General features: G+C 60.1%; 17 protein-coding genes and 1 riboswitch. Of the genes, 8 read left to right on the top strand and 9 right to left on the bottom strand.

The window, feature by feature from the left end; all coding sequences use genetic code 11:
* Positions 1–261 precede the first annotated feature (261 nt).
* Complete coding sequence (locus tag DXB98_RS08060) at positions 262–1,488, bottom strand: argininosuccinate synthase (RefSeq protein WP_117734975.1); 1,227 nt, start codon at positions 1,486–1,488, stop codon at positions 262–264.
* A 552-nt stretch (positions 1,489–2,040) separates the two neighbouring features.
* On the opposite strand from DXB98_RS08060, the gene DXB98_RS08055 reads away from it, so the two are divergent.
* Positions 2,041–2,868, top strand: coding sequence for a Cof-type HAD-IIB family hydrolase (locus tag DXB98_RS08055; protein WP_117734974.1), 828 nt, complete (start codon positions 2,041–2,043; stop codon positions 2,866–2,868).
* A gap of 344 nt (positions 2,869–3,212) precedes the next feature.
* Here the strand turns inward: DXB98_RS08055 and polA are convergent, their stop codons facing one another.
* Complete coding sequence (polA, locus tag DXB98_RS08050; RefSeq protein WP_117743771.1) at positions 3,213–5,963, bottom strand: DNA polymerase I; 2,751 nt, start codon at positions 5,961–5,963, stop codon at positions 3,213–3,215.
* 166 nt (positions 5,964–6,129) lie between these two features.
* On the opposite strand from polA, the gene DXB98_RS08045 reads away from it, so the two are divergent.
* Positions 6,130–7,527, top strand: coding sequence for an aminopeptidase (locus tag DXB98_RS08045; RefSeq protein ID WP_117743770.1), 1,398 nt, complete (start codon positions 6,130–6,132; stop codon positions 7,525–7,527).
* Positions 7,528–7,630: 103 nt separating this feature from the next.
* On the top strand, positions 7,631–8,440 hold the full coding sequence (locus DXB98_RS08040; protein WP_117743769.1) for a YaaA family protein: 810 nt from the start codon (positions 7,631–7,633) through the stop codon (positions 8,438–8,440).
* A 39-nt stretch (positions 8,441–8,479) separates the two neighbouring features.
* Here DXB98_RS08040 and DXB98_RS08035 read toward each other — a convergent pair whose 3' ends face one another.
* The gene (locus DXB98_RS08035) at positions 8,480–9,001 is read right to left on the bottom strand and encodes a hypothetical protein (RefSeq protein WP_117743768.1); all 522 of its coding nucleotides are present in this window, start codon (positions 8,999–9,001) and stop codon (positions 8,480–8,482) included.
* 62 nt (positions 9,002–9,063) lie between these two features.
* A riboswitch (TPP riboswitch) is annotated at positions 9,064–9,180 on the top strand.
* Here DXB98_RS08035 and thiC point away from each other — a divergent pair.
* Both thiC and thiD read left to right on the top strand, forming a co-directional pair.
* Positions 9,172–10,506 (top strand): phosphomethylpyrimidine synthase ThiC, encoded by a 1,335-nt coding sequence (gene thiC / locus DXB98_RS08030; RefSeq protein ID WP_117743767.1) that lies wholly within the window; start codon positions 9,172–9,174, stop codon positions 10,504–10,506. It overlaps the preceding riboswitch by 9 nt.
* Before the next feature lie 182 nt (positions 10,507–10,688).
* Complete coding sequence (gene thiD, locus DXB98_RS08025) at positions 10,689–11,519, top strand: bifunctional hydroxymethylpyrimidine kinase/phosphomethylpyrimidine kinase (protein ID WP_117734968.1); 831 nt, start codon at positions 10,689–10,691, stop codon at positions 11,517–11,519.
* A gap of 61 nt (positions 11,520–11,580) precedes the next feature.
* Here the strand turns inward: thiD and DXB98_RS08020 are convergent, their stop codons facing one another.
* From DXB98_RS08020 to DXB98_RS08000, 5 genes are all read right to left on the bottom strand, one after another.
* Entirely contained in the window at positions 11,581–12,186 is a 606-nt protein-coding gene (locus DXB98_RS08020) for a pentapeptide repeat-containing protein (RefSeq protein ID WP_233505133.1), read from the bottom strand.
* Positions 12,187–12,271: 85 nt separating this feature from the next.
* Positions 12,272–12,931 (bottom strand): SGNH/GDSL hydrolase family protein, encoded by a 660-nt coding sequence (locus DXB98_RS08015; protein WP_158553181.1) that lies wholly within the window; start codon positions 12,929–12,931, stop codon positions 12,272–12,274.
* Positions 12,932–13,006: 75 nt separating this feature from the next.
* On the bottom strand, positions 13,007–14,137 hold the full coding sequence (locus DXB98_RS08010) for a TIGR02452 family protein (protein WP_117743764.1): 1,131 nt from the start codon (positions 14,135–14,137) through the stop codon (positions 13,007–13,009).
* Between the two features lie 136 nt (positions 14,138–14,273).
* Positions 14,274–14,969: a Bax inhibitor-1 family protein gene (locus DXB98_RS08005; RefSeq protein ID WP_117743763.1), complete on the bottom strand. Its 696-nt coding sequence runs from the start codon at positions 14,967–14,969 to the stop codon at positions 14,274–14,276.
* 82 nt (positions 14,970–15,051) lie between these two features.
* Positions 15,052–15,390, bottom strand: a complete 339-nt coding sequence (locus DXB98_RS08000; RefSeq protein ID WP_147330314.1) for a hypothetical protein — start codon at positions 15,388–15,390, stop codon at positions 15,052–15,054.
* 249 nt (positions 15,391–15,639) lie between these two features.
* Here DXB98_RS08000 and DXB98_RS07995 point away from each other — a divergent pair, with 249 nt between their 5' ends.
* From DXB98_RS07995 to DXB98_RS07985, 3 genes are all read left to right on the top strand, one after another.
* Complete coding sequence (locus tag DXB98_RS07995; protein ID WP_117734962.1) at positions 15,640–16,689, top strand: inorganic phosphate transporter; 1,050 nt, start codon at positions 15,640–15,642, stop codon at positions 16,687–16,689.
* Positions 16,690–16,756: 67 nt separating this feature from the next.
* Positions 16,757–17,380: a DUF47 domain-containing protein gene (locus DXB98_RS07990; protein WP_117734961.1), complete on the top strand. Its 624-nt coding sequence runs from the start codon at positions 16,757–16,759 to the stop codon at positions 17,378–17,380.
* Between the two features lie 369 nt (positions 17,381–17,749).
* The gene (locus DXB98_RS07985; RefSeq protein ID WP_117743772.1) at positions 17,750–18,280 is read left to right on the top strand and encodes a nitroreductase family protein; all 531 of its coding nucleotides are present in this window, start codon (positions 17,750–17,752) and stop codon (positions 18,278–18,280) included.
* A 176-nt stretch (positions 18,281–18,456) separates the two neighbouring features.
* Here DXB98_RS07985 and DXB98_RS07980 read toward each other — a convergent pair whose 3' ends face one another.
* A complete protein-coding gene (locus DXB98_RS07980; RefSeq protein WP_117734960.1) occupies positions 18,457–19,131 on the bottom strand; it encodes a DivIVA domain-containing protein in 675 nt (224 codons plus the stop codon).
* Positions 19,132–19,176: the final 45 nt, after the last annotated feature.

Below are 19,176 nucleotides of genomic sequence, written 5' to 3'. Positions count from 1 at the left end.
CGTGGGGACACATGTATGTCAATCCTGGTCTAACAGAGCCATAAATAAAGGTGTAAAGCCCTCAAATTGATAGAAAGAGCCCCGCCGGACAACCCCGGCGGGGCTCGGACTCAGCCGCAGATGCGGCATCATATATGCGGGCGGAACGTAGGGGCCACCGATGTTAAGAAGTGTCAGCAAGCATAACGAAAGGTAGGGACCCCGTGCGCCCGTTTTGTATCACGCGGATGGGCCGCGCGGATACCAAGGGAAGGAAAAGCCTTAGGCCTGGGCGGCAGCGGAGCTGGGACCCTGGACCTTTGCCCACGTCTTGAGCGACAGCGTATCGATCTCGATAAAGCCGGCGCTGGCCTTCTCGTCAAACGTGGTGTCGCGGTCGTAGGTAGCCAGACCGTAGTCGTAGAGGCTGAAGGGGCTCTTGCGGCCGACAACGTGGCAGTTGCCCTTAAAGAACTTCAGACGGACGGTGCCGGTCACGAACTTCTGGGTGTCAGCCATAAAGGCGTCGAGCGCGTTTTTGAGCGGGCTATACCACTGGCCGTTGTACACGGCGGTAGCCCAATCCTGCTCGAGCTTGATCTTGGTCTTGAGCAGATCGCCCTCAACGCAAATGTCCTCGAGCGCCTTATGGGCGGTGATAAGCGTCAGGGCGCCGGGAACCTCGTAGCACTCGCGGCTCTTGAGGCCCACCAGACGGTCCTCGACCAGGTCGAGACGGCCAAAGCCGTTGTCGCCCGAAATCTTGTTGAGGGCGATGACGATCTCGGAGAGCTTCATCTTCTTGCCGTCGACGGCGACGGGCTTGCCGGCCTCAAACTCAATCTCGGTGTAGGTCGGGATGTCGGGCGTGTCCTCGGGATTCTTGGTCATAACCCAAGCGTCGTCGAGCGGCTCGTTCCAGGGATCCTCCAGATGGCCGCACTCAATGGCGCGACCCCACAGGTTGTCGTCGATGGAATAGGGGTTGTCGTTGGCACCCTCGGGAACCGGCACGTTGTGGGCGTGGGCATAGGCGACCTCGTCGGGGCGGCACTTCAGATCCCACTCACGAACCGGAGCGATAACCTTAAGCACGGGATCGAGGGCCTTGACGGCAGCCTCAAAACGAACCTGGTCGTTACCCTTGCCGGTGCAGCCATGGGCAACGTAGGTCGCACCAAACTCGTGAGCGACCTCGACGAGCTTCTTGGCGAGCAGCGGACGAGACAGGGCGGAGAGCAGCGGGTACTTGTTCTCATACATGGAGTTGGCGGCGATGGCCTTAGTCAGGAACTCATCGGAGAATTCGTCGCGCAGGTCGAGCACCTGGCAATCGAGAACGCCCAGGTCGAGTGCCTTCTGCTTCTTGGCGTCCAGGCCGGTCTCCTCCTGGCCCACGTTGCCGCAGACGCAAACGACATCGAGATTCTTCTCGTCTTGGAGCCACTTGACACATACGGATGTATCAAGGCCACCGGAATATGCGAGAACGACTTTTTCCTTGCTCATGGCTGTTTCCTTTCGCCCTTGGTAGCTAGTTAGAACATCGGTCAGTTGCAAGTCATTTCAAGGTCAAATACCGTGCAATATCAGGTAAAAAGCAAAATCAGCACATACATGCCCTAGAAACATGCAACAATGTCGTGCTAAAACCCAACGACCTCAAAATGACTCTGTTGAGGCAATTCGCCCCATGCGGACAGAGACGATTGTTATCGTCGTCGGGAAATTGCGCGCTGGCGTCGGATGGCATTGTCTGCAGTGGTGATAATCTTTACGAACTGCATCTGCCTCTCCTTTCACATATCGCCGGGCGCAATTCAAATATCGCAAACGGTACCTTTTCCTCGGTAAGCGGTTGTTTTTCCGTCTCCGTTTTCGATGGTCGCTATATTACGCTAAAGTGCCCGCAGTACAAGCGACAAATTCAAATTTCTGAAAAGTTTTTTCATTACTTTGTGAATCGTGATGCAAACAGGCTTCGTTCCTGCGAAAATACGCTCGATTACCAACCGGAGGGTTATTCCGCCCGAAACAATTTAGAAACGGAAAGGCGCTTTTATGCAAACTTACGAATCGGACGCCGCTATCGGCAACATCAAGATCCTTGCCGTCGATATGGACAAGACATTGCTGACCGACGAGCGCGTACTGCCCCAGGGCCTCGATGAGCGCCTGGAAAAGCTCGCCGAGGCTGGCATCGTGTTCTGCCCCGCCAGCGGACGTCCCGCCCCCAAGCTCGAGGAGATGTTCGAGGGCATCAAAAACCGCCTTGCTTTCTGCCCCGATAACGGAGCCTGCGTGATCTACCGCGGCAACTATATCTATAAGAGCACTATCGATGTGGCGCTGTATCAGCAGGTCTTGAGCCGCGCCTCGGAGGATCCGCACGCTGTCCCCGTCCTGTGCTGCTTCGACGAGTTTTACGTGCTTGCTCGCGACCATCAATACCACGACGAGCTCAGCGTTTACTACAACACGATCAACTACGTCGATACCTTTGAGGGCCTCGACGTCGACTCCAACAAGATCTCGATCTTCTTCCCCGCCTACGATGCCGAGCCCGCATTTCGCGAGGACTACAACCCCGCGTTCTCGGATCAGCTCTATGTCACCAATGCCGGCCGCGAGTGGATCGACTTTATGAACCTGGGCGTCGACAAGGGTTCGGGCGTCGCGCACCTGTGCGAGCAACTCGGCATCGATATCGCCGATGCCGCCGCCGTGGGCGATACGTACAACGACATCCCCATGCTTGAGCGCGTCGGTCACAGCTTTATCGTGGACAACGCCGAGGAGCATATGAACGCGCATGCTAAGTGGCGCATTCCGAGCAACAACGACGGGGGCGTACTGACGCTCATCGACGCCATCCTGGCGGCTCGGTAGCCGTCCCATCGGGCCTGACCGGGCGGCACGGGATAACTTTTCGCTCGGTCAGGTCCTGCGCAAGACGAAAGCCACATTAAGTGGCTTTCTTTGCGTGCGGAATCTACGAAAAGTTATCCCGTGCCGCCCGGCCAGGCCCTAGGTTTACTTTCCTGCCGCCAAGATGGCGTCTTGAGTGTCTAGATACTTAGCTGAAATGATTTGAGCAGAGGGGAGCTCCTTGTTGGGAGGGGGCTCCCCTCTGTTTTGGTTACTGTGGGACAAATTAATCAGTAGTGTTTGTCCCAAATCTTAAGTATGTGGGGGCTTGCGTCTTGGGCGAGCTTGCCTTACGGAGCGCTTTCCTATTTGGCGTCGGCCCAGGTTATGCCGGTGCTGGCTTCGGCGATTAACGGTACGCGGAGCTCCACCACATGCTCCATGACGTCGCGGACCATGGCGGTGAGGCGCTCGACTTCGTCGACGGGGCACTCAAAGTCCAGTTCGTCGTGTACCTGCAGAATCATGTGGGCAGCAAAGCCCTCTTCTTCCAGGCGGCGGCTTACGCGGGCCATCGCGATCTTGATGATGTCGGCCGCGGTTCCCTGCATGGGGTGGTTCATGGCCGTGCGCTCGCCAAAACCGCGGAGCTGCGGATTTTTGGCCTTGAGCTCCGGAATATGGCGACGGCGGCCGTACATGGTCTCGGCGTAGCCCGTCTGCTTGGCACGTGCCACCACGTTGTCGAGGAACGTGCGCACGCCCGGGTATGCCTCGTAGTAGCGGTCGATCATGTCGCGTGCCTCGGCCATCGAGATATGCAGCGACTGCGACAGGCCGTAGGCCTGCTGACCGTACACGATGCCAAAGTTCACGGCCTTGGCGCGGCTGCGCAAATCGGGCGTTACCTCGGACACCGGTACGCCAAACACGCGCGCGGCTGTCTCGGCATGGAAGTCCTCGCCCTCGTTAAAGGCACGCACCAGGTGCTCGTCACCCGAGAGATGCGCCAACAGACGCAGCTCGATCTGCGAGTAGTCCACCGCCAAAAAGACGCTTCCCTCGCCTGCCGAAAACGCCGTCTTGACGGTACGGCCCAGCTCCGAGCGCGTCGGGATGTTCTGCAAGTTCGGGTCACTCGAGGAAAGACGACCCGTCGCCGTGATGGTTTGGTTGTACGTAGTGTGCACGCGACCGTCACCGCGACGCAGCGGGCCCAGTGTGTCCAGATAGGTGGACTTGATCTTGGACTTCTCACGCCAGTCCAAGATCAGACGCACGATTTCGTGGTCACGGGCAAGGTCGCTCAGTACCTTGGCGTTGGTCGAATAATAGCCGCGCTTGGTCTTTTTGAGGCCCTTGGTCGGAAGGCCCATCACGTCAAACAGCACGTGCGAGAGCTGCATGGGACTGCCGATGTTAAAGGTCTCGTCACCGGCCAGGTCGCGAATGCTCCGCTCGACCTCGGCAATCTGGGTCTCCAAGCCCTCGGACAGACTATGCAGGCGATCGGGGTCCACGAGCATGCCCGCGCGCTCCATCTTGGCAAGCACCGGCACGAGCGGCATCTCGATGCCATCGAACACGTTGGCGGCGTTCTCGCGGGCCATGCGGTCGCGCAGCGGCGCCACGAGCGCCAGCGTCAGGGCCGCAGTGCGGGCGGCAGGCGCAGGAGCGTCCTCGCCAGCACCCTCCGCACCGCGCGCCGCAGGCAGCGCCATCTGCAGATAGGTATCGGCCAGATACGCCTCATCAAACTCGGAGCGGTCGGAATCCAGCAGGTAGGCGGCGACCACGGTATCGAAGATGCGCGTGGAGTCAACGGCCAGCGGATCCATGAGCTCGGACTCAGAAGAATCGATGGGCGAAAGCTCATGCAGCAGCGCCTTCATATCCGGGCTCGCCACACGGCCTTCCATAAACAGGCGCGCGAGCACACCGGCGATCACGCCATGGGCAACGTTGAAGCCATCGACCTCGGCAGGCGTAGCGCCGTCGCCCTCCTCGAGCGCAAACAGCCCCTTGGACGTCGCCAGCCACAGTGTACGCGTTAGGCCAAAAAGCGCGCCCTCCTCCTTGTCATCGTCCACCACAGCGGCAATCCACTCGCCCGCATCAATCGCGCGAGCGACCTCGGCGGCGGCAGCAGCAAGCGCCTCGGCATCGCCGGCGGCGGCACGCAAAACAGCAGGCATCTCGAACGTGCTGGCAGCGGCCGCAGCCCCGCCCTCGCCGCCAATCAGCGCCAAAAAACGGTTCTGCATGGCCGTAATGCCGAGCGTGCCCAGCGCAGCGGACACCTCGTCGGCAGAAAACGCCGGGAAGGACGTCGCATCAAAGTCGAGCTCGACAGGCGCATCGGTACGAATGGTTGCGACCTTGCGGCTCAGCAGCGCGTCGTCGATATGCGCGCGCAGGTTCTCGCCCATCTTGCCCTTGACCTCGTCGGCATGTGCGATGACCTCGTCCAAGCTGCCGTACTGCGCGATGAGCGCGCTCGCCTTTTTGGGGCCGATGCCCGGCACGCCGGGAATGTTGTCGGACGTATCGCCCTTCAGGCCGTAAAAATCGGGCACGAGCGCCGGTGTAATGCCGTGATACAGGTCGTCCACGCTCTCGGGCGTCATAATCGCCACGTCGGACAGGCCTTTGCGGGTCGAGACCACGTTGACGTGCTCGGTCACGAGCTGATACATGTCGCGGTCGCCGGTCACCAGCAGCATGTCGCAGCCGGCTTCCTCGCCCAGGCGCGCCATGGTGCCCAGGATATCGTCGCCTTCCCAGCCCTCGGACTGCAAAATCGGCACGTTGAGCGCAGCGAGCAGCTCCTTAATCATGGGGAACTGCGCGTGCAGGTCGGGGTCCATGGGCGGGCGCTGCGCCTTATACTGCGGCAGCATCTCCATGCGCACGCGCGGCTTGCCCTTATCAAACGCCACGACCACACCGTCGGGGTTAAAGGCGTCGATCATCTTGAGAAACATGTTTAAAAAGCCAAAGATCGCGTTGGTGGGGCGACCGTCCGGCGCGTTCATGGTGGGCGGCACGGCGTGGAAGGCGCGGTGCATGAGCGAGTTACCGTCGATAACGGCAAAGGTGCGGTGCTTGTCAGACATATTGAATACCTCGCTTTGGGCTGGGCACGATTTGCTCCCACCAGTTTACACGCTCCCCGCCTCGCGGCCACCGCACATCAAGCTCCCCCGCCACCGCGCGCCCGCGCGTGATACGATGGCTCGCGGTACATTAACCAGCACGATCGATCCGAAAGGAGCCTGCGTCATGGAGCGTCCCTGCGCATGGAAAAAGTACACGCCACAGCAAATCGAGGAGCTCGAGGAGCTTTGCCGCGGCTATAAGAAGTTTTTGAGTGAGAACAAGACCGAGCGCCTGTGTGTCAAGGCCGGCATCAAGATGGCCGAGGAGGCGGGCTACGTCGACCTGGAGACCGCGATCACCGAGGGCCGCGAGCTCAAGGCAGGCGACAAGGTGTACGCCGCCAACCACGGCAAGGACCTTATGCTCGTCAACCTTGGCACCGCCCCGCTCGAGCAGGGCTTCAACATCCTGGGCGCCCACGTGGACTCGCCGCGCCTGGACCTCAAGCAGAATCCCGCCTTCGAGGCCGGCGACATGGCCTACCTCGACACGCACTACTACGGCGGCGTCAAGAGCTACCACTGGGTGGCCTCCCCGCTCGCGCTTGTGGGCGTCATCTGCAAAAAGGACGGCACCACCGTCGACATCAACATCGGCGACAAGGCAGACGACCCGGTCTTTACCATCTCCGACCTGCTGATCCACCTCTCGAGCGAGCAGATGTCCAAGCCGGCCAAGGACGCCGTCGACGCCGAGATCCTCGACGTGATCGTGGGCGGCCGCCCCGTCAAGTTTGACGAGGACGACAAGGACGCCCCCAAGGAGCCCGTCAAGCAGATGTTCCTGGATATCCTCAAGGAACAGTACGACGTCGAGGAGGAGGACTTCCTCTCCGCCGAGATCGAGGTCGTGCCCGCCGGCCCCGCCCGCGACATGGGCCTCGACCGCTCCATGATTTTGGGCTATGGCCACGACGACCGCGTCTGCGCCTACCCCTCCATGCTCGCCCAGATCAACGTGGCAGACGTCGAGCGCACGAGCATCACGCTCATCGTCGACAAGGAGGAGATCGGCTCCGTGGGCGCCACCGGCATGACGAGCCGCTTCTTCGAGAACACCGTCGCCGAGATCATGACGCTCGCCGGCGAGAGCAGCCCGCTGGCCCTGCGCCGCGCACTCGCCCGCAGCCGCATGCTCTCCTCTGACGTGTCCGCCGGCTTTGACCCGGGCTATGCCGGTAAGTTCGAGACTAAGAATGCAGCTTTTATGGGTCGCGGCCTGTGCTTTAACAAGTACACGGGCAGCCGCGGCAAGGGCGGCTCCAACGATGCCGACGCCGAGTATGTGGCCCTCGTCCGCGACATCATGGACGAGGCCGGCGTGGACTTCCAGACCTGCGAGCTCGGCCGCGTCAACGCGGGCGGCGGCGGCACCATCGCCTACATCATGGCCGAGTATGGCATGAACGTCATCGACTCCGGCGTTGCCGTCCTGTCCATGCACGCCCTGTGGGAGGTCGCCAACAAGGCCGATATCTACGAGGCCTATCGCGGCTACAAGGCCTTCATCGAGCGCGCCTAACCAGCCCTTCATCAGTTGCGGTGAAATACGGACTAAACTGGCCCATAAACAGCCCAAGCAGACTGTATTCCACCGCAACTTCCTTTTTGGCAGAGGAGAGTCCATGCTGCAGATCATCATTTCGCCCGCCAAGCAGATGCGCGCGGCCCAAGATGCTTTTGAAGTCCTGGGCATTCCACCTTTTGCGCACGAGACGGCTCGCCTCCACTGCGCACTGCTAGATATCGAACGAAATGAAGGCAGCGGCGGCCTGCAAGCGCTATGGAACGTGAGTGACAAACTGCTGGGGCCTTGCCTCAACACCCTGCATGAGTTCGGGCCCATCCTGAAAAACGGCGATCTCGACAATCCCGAACTCGCCCGTCACCTCTCCCCTGCCGTCATGTCCTATCACGGCATTCAATACCAGAGTATGGCGCCCGAGGTGATGGATTCCGCGCAGCTCGCATGGCTACAAGACCATCTATGGATCCTCTCCGGCCTCTACGGGTGCGTTCGTCCCTTTCATGCCGTCGAACCGTATCGGCTGGAGATGGGCGCGAAGCTCGCCGTTGACGATGCCCGAGACCTCTACGCGTTTTGGAGCGACAAGCTCGCGCGGGCTATCGCCCCGGCGGACTCAAACACCACGATCGTCAACCTCGCCAGCGTAGAGTATGCCAAAGCCGTTCTGCCCCACCTCGCGGGCGACGCCACGGCCGTCACATGCCTCTTTGGCGAGGGTATCCGCAACGGGAAGCCCATCCAACGGTCGACCGCCAGCAAAAAGGCGCGCGGCTCCATGGTGCGGTGGATGGCAGAAAACAAGCTCGAGGATGTAAGCGGGCTCACCGCGTTCGACGTTGGTTATCGTCACTTTCCCGAACTTTCAAATAAAAACACTTTGGTCTTCCTGAACGAACAGGCCTTGTAGGACCACCGCTACTTTGAATGTGCTACCTAGGCACGGCGTCTATTCCGCCAAGCCGTCGGCTTTGGCAATTTCATTTGTCGAGCCGTCCTGATAGGTAATCTTGACGTGCTCCACCTCGGACACTTTGACGCCCGACGGGGGCTCCAGGCGCCATTCCGTCAGCGCGATATCCATCGTCGTGGGCACATCCCCTTGATCTTTGAGCTCGACCAACAGCGTCTTAAGCGCCGCATCGAAGGTCACGCGCTCGATCTCTTCACCAGGAATGGAACCACCGCTCAGCTGCAGCTGGACAAATCCATCGTACGGATACCAATAGTCGCCCGGAACGGCGAGCGTATTGGCATTACCGCCAGTACTCCTCACCGTCATAATCGGTAGGCTATCATCAGCCTCGAACTCCCATGCAGCGCCGCCGCGACCACCAAACGTCCAGATACAAAAGGCAATCACCAGCACGGCAAGCACCGCAAAACCAATCGCGACAAGGCCATGGTGCGCACGGCTTTCCTCGGCCGATACATCCCATTGCGTCTCTCGATATAGATGCTTGTCTTCCATGTTCGCCTCCCCGCAAGCACGCTCGTTGGCCCAATCGTACCCATTCAGGCTATACTTGAGCCCATGACATAACGGGGAGTTTGCAGGACAAGACGGCAGGCTGAGATTGGGCGCGCCCGCCCTGACCCGCAAACCTGATATGGGTAATGCCAACGAAGGGAGCCGTGCCAATGAGCACACAGACCGAGCCCAAGCTCGTCACGCAAATCGACTTCGCCCGCGCCGGGCAAATCACGCCGCAGATGAAAGAAGTCGCCGAGCGCGAGCATCGCGACCCCGAGTACATCCGCGAGCGCGTGGCCGACGGCCGCATCGCCATCCCCGCCAACATCGTGCATATCAAAAAAGGCATGCGTGCCTTTGGCGTTGGTGAGGGCCTGTCCACCAAGGTCAACGTCAACCTGGGCATCTCGGGCGATAAGGCCGATGCCGCCGAGGAGTGGAAGAAGGTCAAGATCGCCGAGGACTTTGGCGCCGACGCCATCATGGACCTCTCCAACTCGGGCAAGACGCGCCAGTTCCGCCAGCAGCTCATCGACGAGACACCGCTCATGGTGGGCACCGTCCCCATGTACGATGCCATCGGCTACATGGAAAAGCCGCTGGTCAAGCTGACCAAGGACGATCTGCTCAAGGTCGTGCGCGCGCATGCCGAGGACGGCGTGGACTTTATGACCATCCACTGCGGCATCAACAAGTCGGTCATCAAGACCTTTAAGGAGACTGGCCGCCTCATGAACATCGTCAGCCGCGGCGGCTCGCTGCTGTTTGGTTGGATGGAGGTCACCGGTAACGAGAACCCCTTCTACGAGTTCTACGACGAGGTGCTCGAGATCTGCCACGAATACGACGTGACGATCTCGCTCGGCGACTCCTGCCGCCCGGGCTGTCTCTACGACTCCAACGACGCAACCGAGACCGCCGAGATGATCGAGCTGGGCAAGCTGTGCAAGCGCGCCTGGGCCGCCGGCGTCCAGGTCATGGTCGAGGGTCCGGGTCACATGGCGCTCGACGAGATCGCCGCCAACATGAAGCTGCAGAAGCGCCTGTGCCACAACGCCCCGTTCTATGTGCTGGGGCCGCTGGTGACCGATATCGGCGTGGGCTACGACCACATCACCGCCGCCATTGGTGGCGCCATCTCCGCGAGCTCGGGTGCCGACTTTTTGTGCTACGTGACGCCGGCCGAGCACCTGTGCCTGCCCAACGCTCAGGATGTGCTCGATGGCCTCATGGCCACCAAGATTGCCGCACACGCCGCCGACATCGCCAAGAAGGTACCGCACGCCCGTGACATGGACGACAAGATGGGTCAGGCACGCCGCAAGCTCGACTGGGATGCCATGTGGAAGTGCGCCCTCGACCCGGTCACCGGCAAGAAGCGCTACGAGGAATCCCCCGCCGCCACCGAGGGCACCTGCACCATGTGCGGCAAGATGTGCGCCGTTCGCACTGTCAACAAGGTGTTCGAAGGCACGACGATCGACCTCGGCATGGAGGACTAACCCTGTCGCCGCGGCCGCTTCTGGCGGCGAGCTGGTACCTGTCAATTGTTGACGTGTGAACATTTGCTTACATTTGCGTAAAGATTGCATCGCCCGCCCGGGTTCGACATAGAGTCGGCCCGGGCATCTTTATAATGCTGGCTTAAAGACCCATTTGATTCCGACCGAACAAGGGAGCGAACATGGATCGCAGCAAGGTACCTGCCGTCCTGTCCATCGCAGGATCCGATTCCAGCGGTGGCGCCGGCATTCAAGCCGACATCAAGACCATTACGGCGCACCGTCTGTATGCCGAGACGGCCATAACCGCCATCACGGCGCAAAACACCCTGGGCATCACCGCCGTGCAGAATATCTCGCCAGATATCGTCGCCGCGCAGATCGACGCCGTCTTTGACGACATCCGCCCGAGCGCCGTCAAGATCGGCATGGTTTCTTCTGTCGAGATTATCGAAGTCATCGCCGACCGCTTGAGCGCCTGGAACGCAACGAACGTGGTCGTGGACCCCGTCATGGTAGCCACCTCGGGCGCTCGACTCATTGCCGAGGATGCGGCCGAGGCGCTCACGCGTCGCCTGTTCCCGTTGGCGACCGTCATCACGCCCAATATCCCCGAGGCCATGGCACTGCTCGACTACGAGGTCGATTCCGAGCGCACGCAGCAAAATGCCGCCATGCTCCTCACCCGCCGCTTTGGATGCGCGTCTTTGGTTAAAGGCGGACATCTTGTCAACGAGGCCAACGACGTGCTGGCGGAGCCCGCGCCGCTCGATGACGAGGGCAACCACCTGGGCGATCCGCTCACCACGTGGTTCCGTCACAAGCGCATCGAGACCGGCAACACGCATGGCACCGGCTGCACGCTCTCGTCCGCTATCGCCTGCGCGCTGGCCCAGGGCATGGATCTTGCCGACGCCGTCAACGCCGGCAAGGCCTACCTAACGGGCGCCCTCGCCGCCGGCTTTGACATGGGCAAAGGTTCCGGCCCCGTCAACCACATGTGGAATTACTAGCCCTGCAGCAAAACCACCACAAAGGGGACAGGCACCTTTGTGGTGGTTTTTCTTTTACCACTTAATCGTCTGCGAGTTGGATGCCGAGCAAGCCCGAAAGCGCGAGCGCCTGTTCGGCATTGACTGTCAGGCCTCGCAACTCACGGTAGTCACCCGAAACAACGGGAGCCTCAAACGTGCAGCGCGATACATCAACACCACATAGCGGTGTCTTGAACACATCAACTCGCGTCAGGTCGCAGCTATCCAGGCGCAGCTGCCCCAACTTGGCCCCCTGGAGCGCCGCCTCGGTCAGGCGCACATCGCACGCCGTGATGGGGCCAATGCGTCCCTCCGAAAGGTTCGCGTAGCTCAGGTCGCATGATGCAAACGAAACGTTCGACAGGCGCGCCTTGACCAAGTTGAGCCCCGGCGCCGAGCAATCAACAAAGTCGCATCGGTTGAGCCAGCAGCCTTCCATATTGCAGCGGATAAAGCGACAACCGCGAAATACGACGTCACGAAACGTCGAACCACTCCAGTCGACGCCATCGAATACGCAGGAGCGGAACACGATGCCGTCAAAGGTCGCACCGTTCGCCACGTCATAGGCGAGCTCCAGCTCCTCAAAAGCGGTATTTGAGACAAGCTCATCCCCCTCGGCAAACAGGTCAATGAGCTCATCCATGCCCATGTGGCAGCCAAGCCGCTCGTTTACCCGGGCAAAACCACCACAAAAGTGCCTGTCCCCTTTGTGGTGGTTTGGGGCTGCGCTACTCACCGAGCATCTCTTGGAGCTTGGCTGCCACGGCATGTCCCAAGCTCTCGTGGCTTTCGGGCATCATATGCAGATAGTCGATATCGCCCGGCTCGGCAAAGTCGGCGGCGTTCAAAAAGTCGCAGCCAAACTGCTCGGCTACGTGCGCGTAGTACTCGGCAAAATGCTCCGAGGCCTCGACGGAATGCTCGTCAAAATCGGTCATATACACATCGGCGATTTGCGGCTTGATCTTGATGGGAGCCATCAGCAGAATGCGCGGACAAGGCGCAGCGTCGGTCCACGAAAACGCGCGGACGGCGCGGATCAGCGCCATGGCGCCACGGGCGATATCGGAAGCCGTCACGTTAAAGACCGTCTTACAGTCGTTGGTGCCCAGCATGATCACAATGGCGTCCAGCGGCTTATGGGCCTCGAGCAGCATCGGAAGCGCGCGAATGCCGTTGAGGTTAGTGTCCAGGTGGCACATATCGTCGCGCACCGTCGTGCGGCCGTTGAGCCCCTCCTCAATCACATGCCAGCCCTCGCCCAGGTCACGCTGTGCCACGCCGCACCAGCGCACATCCTGCGCATAGCGCACCGCGGTGCCGTCGCGCATACCAGCCGGATCGTAACCATAGGTGTTGCTGTCGCCAAAGCATAGAACGTTTTTCATCGTAAGCTCCCCACTCAATAAAAAGCCGACGGGAGCAGCCCCCGTCGGCTCGGCATGTCGCATCACGCGCACAGTTTACAAGTATTTGCGCCAGTCGTCGTCATCCTCATCGTCCTCGGCAGCGGCCCGAGCCTGCTCGGCGGCACGGGCGGCCGCAGCGCGGGCGGCAACCTGGGCATAGGACTCCTCGTTGCGCTCGGGGAAGTTTGCCAACACGTGCTCGAACTTGGCGAAGTCCTCGTCCCAGCGCGTAGAGGGCACAGCAAAGAAGACCTGCTTGACCTTGAAGTCGCCCGATGCGAGCTCCTTGCGGAAGAGCTCAGCCACGGCCTCGGCGTCAAAGCCGTTGTTGTCGCAGCCCCATGCGCCCAGCACGAGCTTCTCGCGACCCAACTCGTCGCAGATGGCGAGTACAAAGCGGATACGGTCGCGCAGGGCATCCAGCAGAGCATCGTCGCTCACGCGATACTCCTGGCGGGCGCGCTTAACGTTGGGCGCGGCGGCAACGATCACGTCGGCATACGCATGCACATGGTTGCGGTCAAAACGCACCGCAGGCACTACCAGCGCACGGTTGCGGTAGAGCTCGCAGTTGATATTGCGGCGACGGTTCTCGCCATACCACTTGCGCTGCTTGTCGAGCACGTTGTACAGATACGAATCGGCGCAGAGCGTAGCCTCCTGGCCCAGATAGCCCTGGATGTAGCCGCCACCCGGGTTGGTGAACGAGGCAAAGGCGAGCACTGCCATGTCGCAGAACTGCGCATAGCCGCGGCCGTTGTCCAGAATGGCCTGCGTGGCGGAGGCATCAAGCACGGTGACCTCGGGCAGAGTCGGAGCGGGCTCCTCGGCAGGCGCGGACTCGGTCTCTGCGGGTTCCTCGGCAGGCGCAGACTCGTCCGTGACCTCGGTCTCGACGGACGCAACCTCAGCGGCCTCGACCTCGGCGGACTCAGACTCCTCGGCAACCTGCTCCTCGGCAGCCGCAGCCGCCTGGGCCTTGGCCTTCATCGCCGCGACAAAACCGGCAGGCATACCGTCGAATTCGCGCACGCCGGCAAGCGAGCGCTCGATATCCTTGGCACACGCCTCGGACACAGTTGCCACGTGACGCTCGGCGGCCTTGGCACGGGCCTCGCGCTTGGGGTTGGGCTGCCCTGTGCGGCCGGTCCTGCAGTTACGGTTCCTGTTGTCGACGTCTGCCATAAGTGGTCACCTTTCCTGTCGCTGCCGTTATCGGCTTTTCCCATCCATGATACCCCGCCGCGTACAAAAAAGACGGCCCGAAGGACCGCCTTTCGCATTGATTTACGCGCGCGGCAAGCACCGCTGCAACTCGCCGCTAGTCGCGACGACCAAGGATATTCAGGATGCGCAGGAACACGTTGATGATATCCACGAACAGGTTGGACGCCATGAGCACGGCGTTGGGCAGCGTGGGCGGCACCGTCGTGGCCACATAGGTGTCATAGCCAATAAAACCGGCGAACACCACGATTACGATCAGGTCGGTAATAGACTGCGAAACACCCATAAACATCAGCACGATCTCGACCAGGATCGTGGCAAGCAGAACGCCAAAACCGATGCCGTACACGCGCTGGAAGAACTTGGGGAAGGTCACGCCCAGCGCGCCAAAGACAAAGGTGATGGCGGCAGTGGCGATAAAGGCGGTGTTGATGGTGGGCAGGTCGTAGTTGGCAAGGCCAAACGACGCGGTCAGGCCAAAGGTGCTCGCAAAGATCACGTAACCCGTGAGCGACAGGCCCACAGACTGCTTGCCCGCGGCAGCCGACATCATGACAATGCCGGCGATGGTCAAAATAAACGAGCCAAAAACCAGCGGCAAAGCGGCGCCGCTCATCATCATGCGGGCAAACGCCATGGTGCTCGTAAAGTAGGCGCCGGCACCCATGGCGCAAAAGCCCAAAAAGATCAGGGCGGACATGACAAGGTTGTACGCACGCGGCGACATCTCCTTGGCACGGCTTGCACCGGTCTCGATGGGGCCGTTCTGATAGCCCTGGATATCATTCATACTTTCGTCCTTTCAGATAGCGCCGCGACAGCAGCGCCTTAAGCGACAAGATTTCTGCCATTGTACCCAAATGCCACACGTTTTACCTGCGGCGCTCACCCTCGAGCGTGTGGTCAAACGCCCAGACCCACCAACGCATCACGTGGGTCTGCGAGCCGTCCGGCCGTTCGCGCGCCTGGTCCTCCAGATACAACTCGGTCGCATGACCGCCAAAACGGACCTTATAGGTTGCCGTACGAATGCCGTGAACCGTCAGGCCAAACCCAGTGGTCGAGACAATCTCGTCAATCGTAAAGCAGCGACCGTCAACCCAGCAGACGGTGACCGGCACGACTTGTCCGCCCGCGAGGATGCGAGCCACGACGTCCACATACTGCTTGTGCACGCGCCGAGTTTTGCCATCTGTCTGTCGATATTCCATGCCCCTATTATCGAACGCATGTTTGCATATTGTAAAGCGAACAGGCTGTGGTTTTGGCGTGTCGGACCGCATGCGCACGTCCGCACGACGTGTTAGCAAAAAGAACACCGAAGGTCAACAGGGCTAATATTCAATTTTAGTACCCAATAATTCACTTCTCCCATCAGAACTCGGTAAAGAAACCCGCAGGAGGTGATACGATTTATCATGTTTTTGTAACGTTTCTGCAAACTTCGAGAAAGCCCATATATGGACGTAACGTTCTCAACCTTCCTCGGCCAACTTGTGTCGAACCCAGTCCTTGCCGTCACCGTGATTCTCGCGCTCGGCGCCATCTTCGTCAACGGATGGACCGACGCGCCCAACGCCATCGCGACCTGCGTCACTACGCGTTGCATGCCCGCCCGCGCTGCCATTCTCATGAGCGCCGCATTCAACTTCCTCGGCGTGCTCATCATGACGCACTTTAACGCGAGCGTCGCCAACACCATCTCACATATCGTCGACTTTGGCGGAAATAGCACCATGGCGCTCGCGTGCCTGTGCGCGGCGCTGTTCTCCATCGTCGTCTACGGCGCCACAGCGTCGCGTTTTGGCATCCCCACCTCGCAAAGCCACAGCCTTATCGCCGGCCTGACCGGTGCCGCTATCGCCCTCGGCGGCGCGAGCAGCGTTAACGTCCACGAGTGGATGAAGGTCATCTACGGCTTGGCGCTCTCCATCGGCCTGGGCTTTGTCATGGGCTGGGTCCTGTGCAAGCTCGTCTCGATTCTTTTTGCCGCCGCCAACAGGCGACGTGCCAACGTCTTCTTTAAATACGCTCAGATCGCGAGTGCCGCGGCCATGAGCTTCATGCACGGCGCGCAGGATGGACAGAAGTTCATCGGCGTGCTCTTTTTAGGCGTGGCCTTCGCCAACGGCCAGACGAGCGTCGGCGATGCCGGCATCCCCATCTGGATTATGCTGCTGTGCTCGGCCACTATGGGTATCGGCACCAGCGTGGGCGGCGAGCGCATCATCAAGTCCGTCGGCCAGAGCATGGTTAAGCTCGAGAAGTATCAGGGTTTCTCTGCCGACCTCGCGGGCGCCGCGAACCTGCTACTTGCCACCCTTACCGGCATCCCCGTGTCATCCACGCACATCAAAACCTGCGCCATCATGGGCGTCGGCGCCGTCAAGCGCCTCTCAGCCATCAACTTCGGCGTCGTCAAGGACATGATGTTCACCTGGTTCTTCACCTTCCCCGCTTGCGGACTCATCAGCTTTTTCATGGCCAAGCTGTTCATGATGTTCCTCTAGTCAAACCGAGTGTCCATCCGGACCGCAACACTTCGCCTACCCGTCTTCGCCTCGAAAGGACCCACCCATGGCAAAGAAACCCAATTCGTTCTACTTTGACAACTACGTCGCCTGCGCCGACCTCGCCGTCCAGGCCGCCGAGCTGCTTACCCAGATTTTTGAGAACTTCGATCCCGCGAAGATTCACGATATGCTCGAGGAGATGCATGCCATTGAGCATGCGGCAGACAAGAAGCACCACGAGCTTGAAGACGCCCTGCTCACCGCCTTTATCACCCCGCTCGAGCGCGAGGATCTGAACCTGATGAGCTGCTCACTCGACACCGTGCTCGACCGCATCGAGGGCGTCGTGCAGCGCGTCTACTTCACCAACATTCAGAGCATCCATCCCGACGCCATCGTCATCGCCCACAAGGTGACCGACGCTTGCCGCGCCATGAAGGACCTGATGGTCGAGCTGCCCAACTACCGCAAGTCCAAAACGCTGCGCGAACTGGTCATCCAGATCAACACCATCGAGTCCGAGGCCGACGAGCTCTACATCAACGCCATGCGCAACCTGCACGTCAACGGCAAGGACCCGCTCGAGGTCATCGCCTGGCGTGACGTATATGCCTTCCTGGAGTACTGCGCCGACTGCTGTGAGAATGTGGCCGATGTCGTGGATTCGATTGTCATGAAGAACAGTTAATTGGGGGTACGTGTCCCGGCGGCGAAGGGCCGGCCACGGTTTGCTTTCTCACTCCGGCTGCTTTGCAGAGTCGTTCGAAAGCGGTTAATTAGTGGTACCCGCCCCACCGGCGAAGGCCCGGCACCTATTTGCTTTCTCACTCCGGCTGCGTAGCAGAGTCGTTCGAAAGTAAATAGGTGTCGGGCCTTCGCCTTGCGTACCACCATTGGGAACCTCGGCTGATAGTTTGGATGCGATGGGGCTTTGGCTGATGCGGCCTTTTATGCCCGAATGGGTACTTTGGGGCTGTGTTGGGCGTTTGGCTGGATGGTGCTTTGGGTACCCTTTGGTTTACTTTGGATTGATTCGCTGACTTTGGAGGGTTTGGTTATGGGGTATTTGGATCTGGCTCGGGGTCGTTATTCTTGTCGTGAGTTTGAGACTCGGGCTGTGGAGCAGTCGGTGGTGGATGTTGTTGTTGAAGCTGGACGGATTGCTCCTTCTGCTTGTAATAATCATCCTTCTCGTGTGATGGTGCTGGATACGCCCGAGCTGTTGGAGAAGGCTGCTGCTTGTCAGCCTCGGTTTGCTCGAGATGGGTCTATCTTTGGGGCTCCGCTTGTCTTCCTCATTTGCAGCGTTACCGATGATGCTTGGGTGCGCCCGTATGATCAGATGAATTCCAGTGAAATCGATACGTCCATCGTGTGTGATCAGATGATGATGGAGGCCACCGAGCAGGGCCTGGGAACGTGCTGGGTGTGCCATTTTAAGCCTGAGGTGGCCCGTGAGCAGTTCGACCTGCCCGAGGGTGTCTATCCCTATCACATGCTCGTCTGTGGCTATCCTGCCGACCATATCGCCGACCCCGAGCATCGAGAGGCCCGCACCATTCCCCTCTCCGACTTCCTCCTCAAGTAGATTTTTGGGACATGCCGCAAAACCTACCCTTGACCGCTCACCCGTTCACCGAGTTCTGCGCCACTATGTGCAGGGCTCGGTTTTTTATGTTGCGCACCCCTGCACACCCTGCACAGTCATAAAAAAGGACCCGCAAGCTGCGGGTCCTTTCTAGGCACTAAATTGTAGGCCGAATGTTAGTCCAGGTCGTCGGCAGCGAAGTTGTCGATCGGGGCGAAGGGATCGGCCACGGGGACAACCGGATCGGCGACGGGCAGCGGCTCGGCGGGAACAGTCACCGCAGGAGAAGCGGCAGAACCAACCGGCGTGGAGGCCATGAGGTCGGCCGGGAAGGAGTTCTGGGCGTCGTCCATAAAGTGCTGGATGAGCTTGAGGTACTCGGCCTTGAACTCCTCGCGGGAAGCCTTCAGACGGTCGATTTCCTCGAGCTCGGCCTGCTTCTCGGTCAGAGCCTGGCGGATAACCTCGCGGGCCTTGGCGTCAGCCTCGTTGCGGATACGCTCAGCGTTCTCATTGGCATCGTTGACGATGGTCTCAGCGGTCTGCTGGGCAGCGATCAGGGCAGCGGAAATCTGGCGCTCCTGAGCGGAGAAGTCAGGGGCGGGAGCGGCCACGGGGGCGGCAGGGGCGGCCTGGGCGGCGGTATCCTGAGCCTGGGCAAGCTGAGCCTGTGCATCGGCAAGCTGCTGCTCAGTAGCAGTCAGACGGCCCTTAAGGTCGACGATCTTAGCGAGCATAGCGTCAACCTCGGAAGACAGCGTCTCCAAGAAGACGTCGACCTCGGCAGGATCGTAGCCACGCTTGGCCTCAGAGAAAGTCTGAGCCTGGATGTCTGCAGGGGTAATAGCCATAACAAGTCTCCTTTTTCATCGCCTCGGCGCTACACGCCCGACGTA

Origin of the sequence: Collinsella sp. OM07-12 (assembly GCF_003438275.1) — a bacterium.
Taxonomy (GTDB): Bacteria; Actinomycetota; Coriobacteriia; order Coriobacteriales; family Coriobacteriaceae; genus Collinsella.
This window is presented reverse-complemented; position numbering and strand designations above follow the sequence as displayed.

What these genes read in the sequence shown, in the direction of transcription:
- DXB98_RS08060 (WP_117734975.1), bottom strand. Translation starts at nt 1,488, where the DNA reads ATGAGCAAGGAAAAAGTCGTTCTCGCATATTCCGGTGGCCTTGATACA.
- DXB98_RS08055 (WP_117734974.1), top strand. Translation starts at nt 2,041, where the DNA reads ATGCAAACTTACGAATCGGACGCCGCTATCGGCAACATCAAGATCCTT.
- polA (WP_117743771.1), bottom strand. Translation starts at nt 5,963, where the DNA reads ATGTCTGACAAGCACCGCACCTTTGCCGTTATCGACGGTAACTCGCTC.
- DXB98_RS08045 (WP_117743770.1), top strand. Translation starts at nt 6,130, where the DNA reads ATGGAGCGTCCCTGCGCATGGAAAAAGTACACGCCACAGCAAATCGAG.
- DXB98_RS08040 (WP_117743769.1), top strand. Translation starts at nt 7,631, where the DNA reads ATGCTGCAGATCATCATTTCGCCCGCCAAGCAGATGCGCGCGGCCCAA.
- DXB98_RS08035 (WP_117743768.1), bottom strand. Translation starts at nt 9,001, where the DNA reads ATGGAAGACAAGCATCTATATCGAGAGACGCAATGGGATGTATCGGCC.
- thiC (WP_117743767.1), top strand. Translation starts at nt 9,172, where the DNA reads ATGAGCACACAGACCGAGCCCAAGCTCGTCACGCAAATCGACTTCGCC.
- thiD (WP_117734968.1), top strand. Translation starts at nt 10,689, where the DNA reads ATGGATCGCAGCAAGGTACCTGCCGTCCTGTCCATCGCAGGATCCGAT.
- DXB98_RS08020 (WP_233505133.1), bottom strand. Translation starts at nt 12,186, where the DNA reads ATGGATGAGCTCATTGACCTGTTTGCCGAGGGGGATGAGCTTGTCTCA.
- DXB98_RS08015 (WP_158553181.1), bottom strand. Translation starts at nt 12,931, where the DNA reads ATGAAAAACGTTCTATGCTTTGGCGACAGCAACACCTATGGTTACGAT.
- DXB98_RS08010 (WP_117743764.1), bottom strand. Translation starts at nt 14,137, where the DNA reads ATGGCAGACGTCGACAACAGGAACCGTAACTGCAGGACCGGCCGCACA.
- DXB98_RS08005 (WP_117743763.1), bottom strand. Translation starts at nt 14,969, where the DNA reads ATGAATGATATCCAGGGCTATCAGAACGGCCCCATCGAGACCGGTGCA.
- DXB98_RS08000 (WP_147330314.1), bottom strand. Translation starts at nt 15,390, where the DNA reads ATGGAATATCGACAGACAGATGGCAAAACTCGGCGCGTGCACAAGCAG.
- DXB98_RS07995 (WP_117734962.1), top strand. Translation starts at nt 15,640, where the DNA reads ATGGACGTAACGTTCTCAACCTTCCTCGGCCAACTTGTGTCGAACCCA.
- DXB98_RS07990 (WP_117734961.1), top strand. Translation starts at nt 16,757, where the DNA reads ATGGCAAAGAAACCCAATTCGTTCTACTTTGACAACTACGTCGCCTGC.
- DXB98_RS07985 (WP_117743772.1), top strand. Translation starts at nt 17,750, where the DNA reads ATGGGGTATTTGGATCTGGCTCGGGGTCGTTATTCTTGTCGTGAGTTT.
- DXB98_RS07980 (WP_117734960.1), bottom strand. Translation starts at nt 19,131, where the DNA reads ATGGCTATTACCCCTGCAGACATCCAGGCTCAGACTTTCTCTGAGGCC.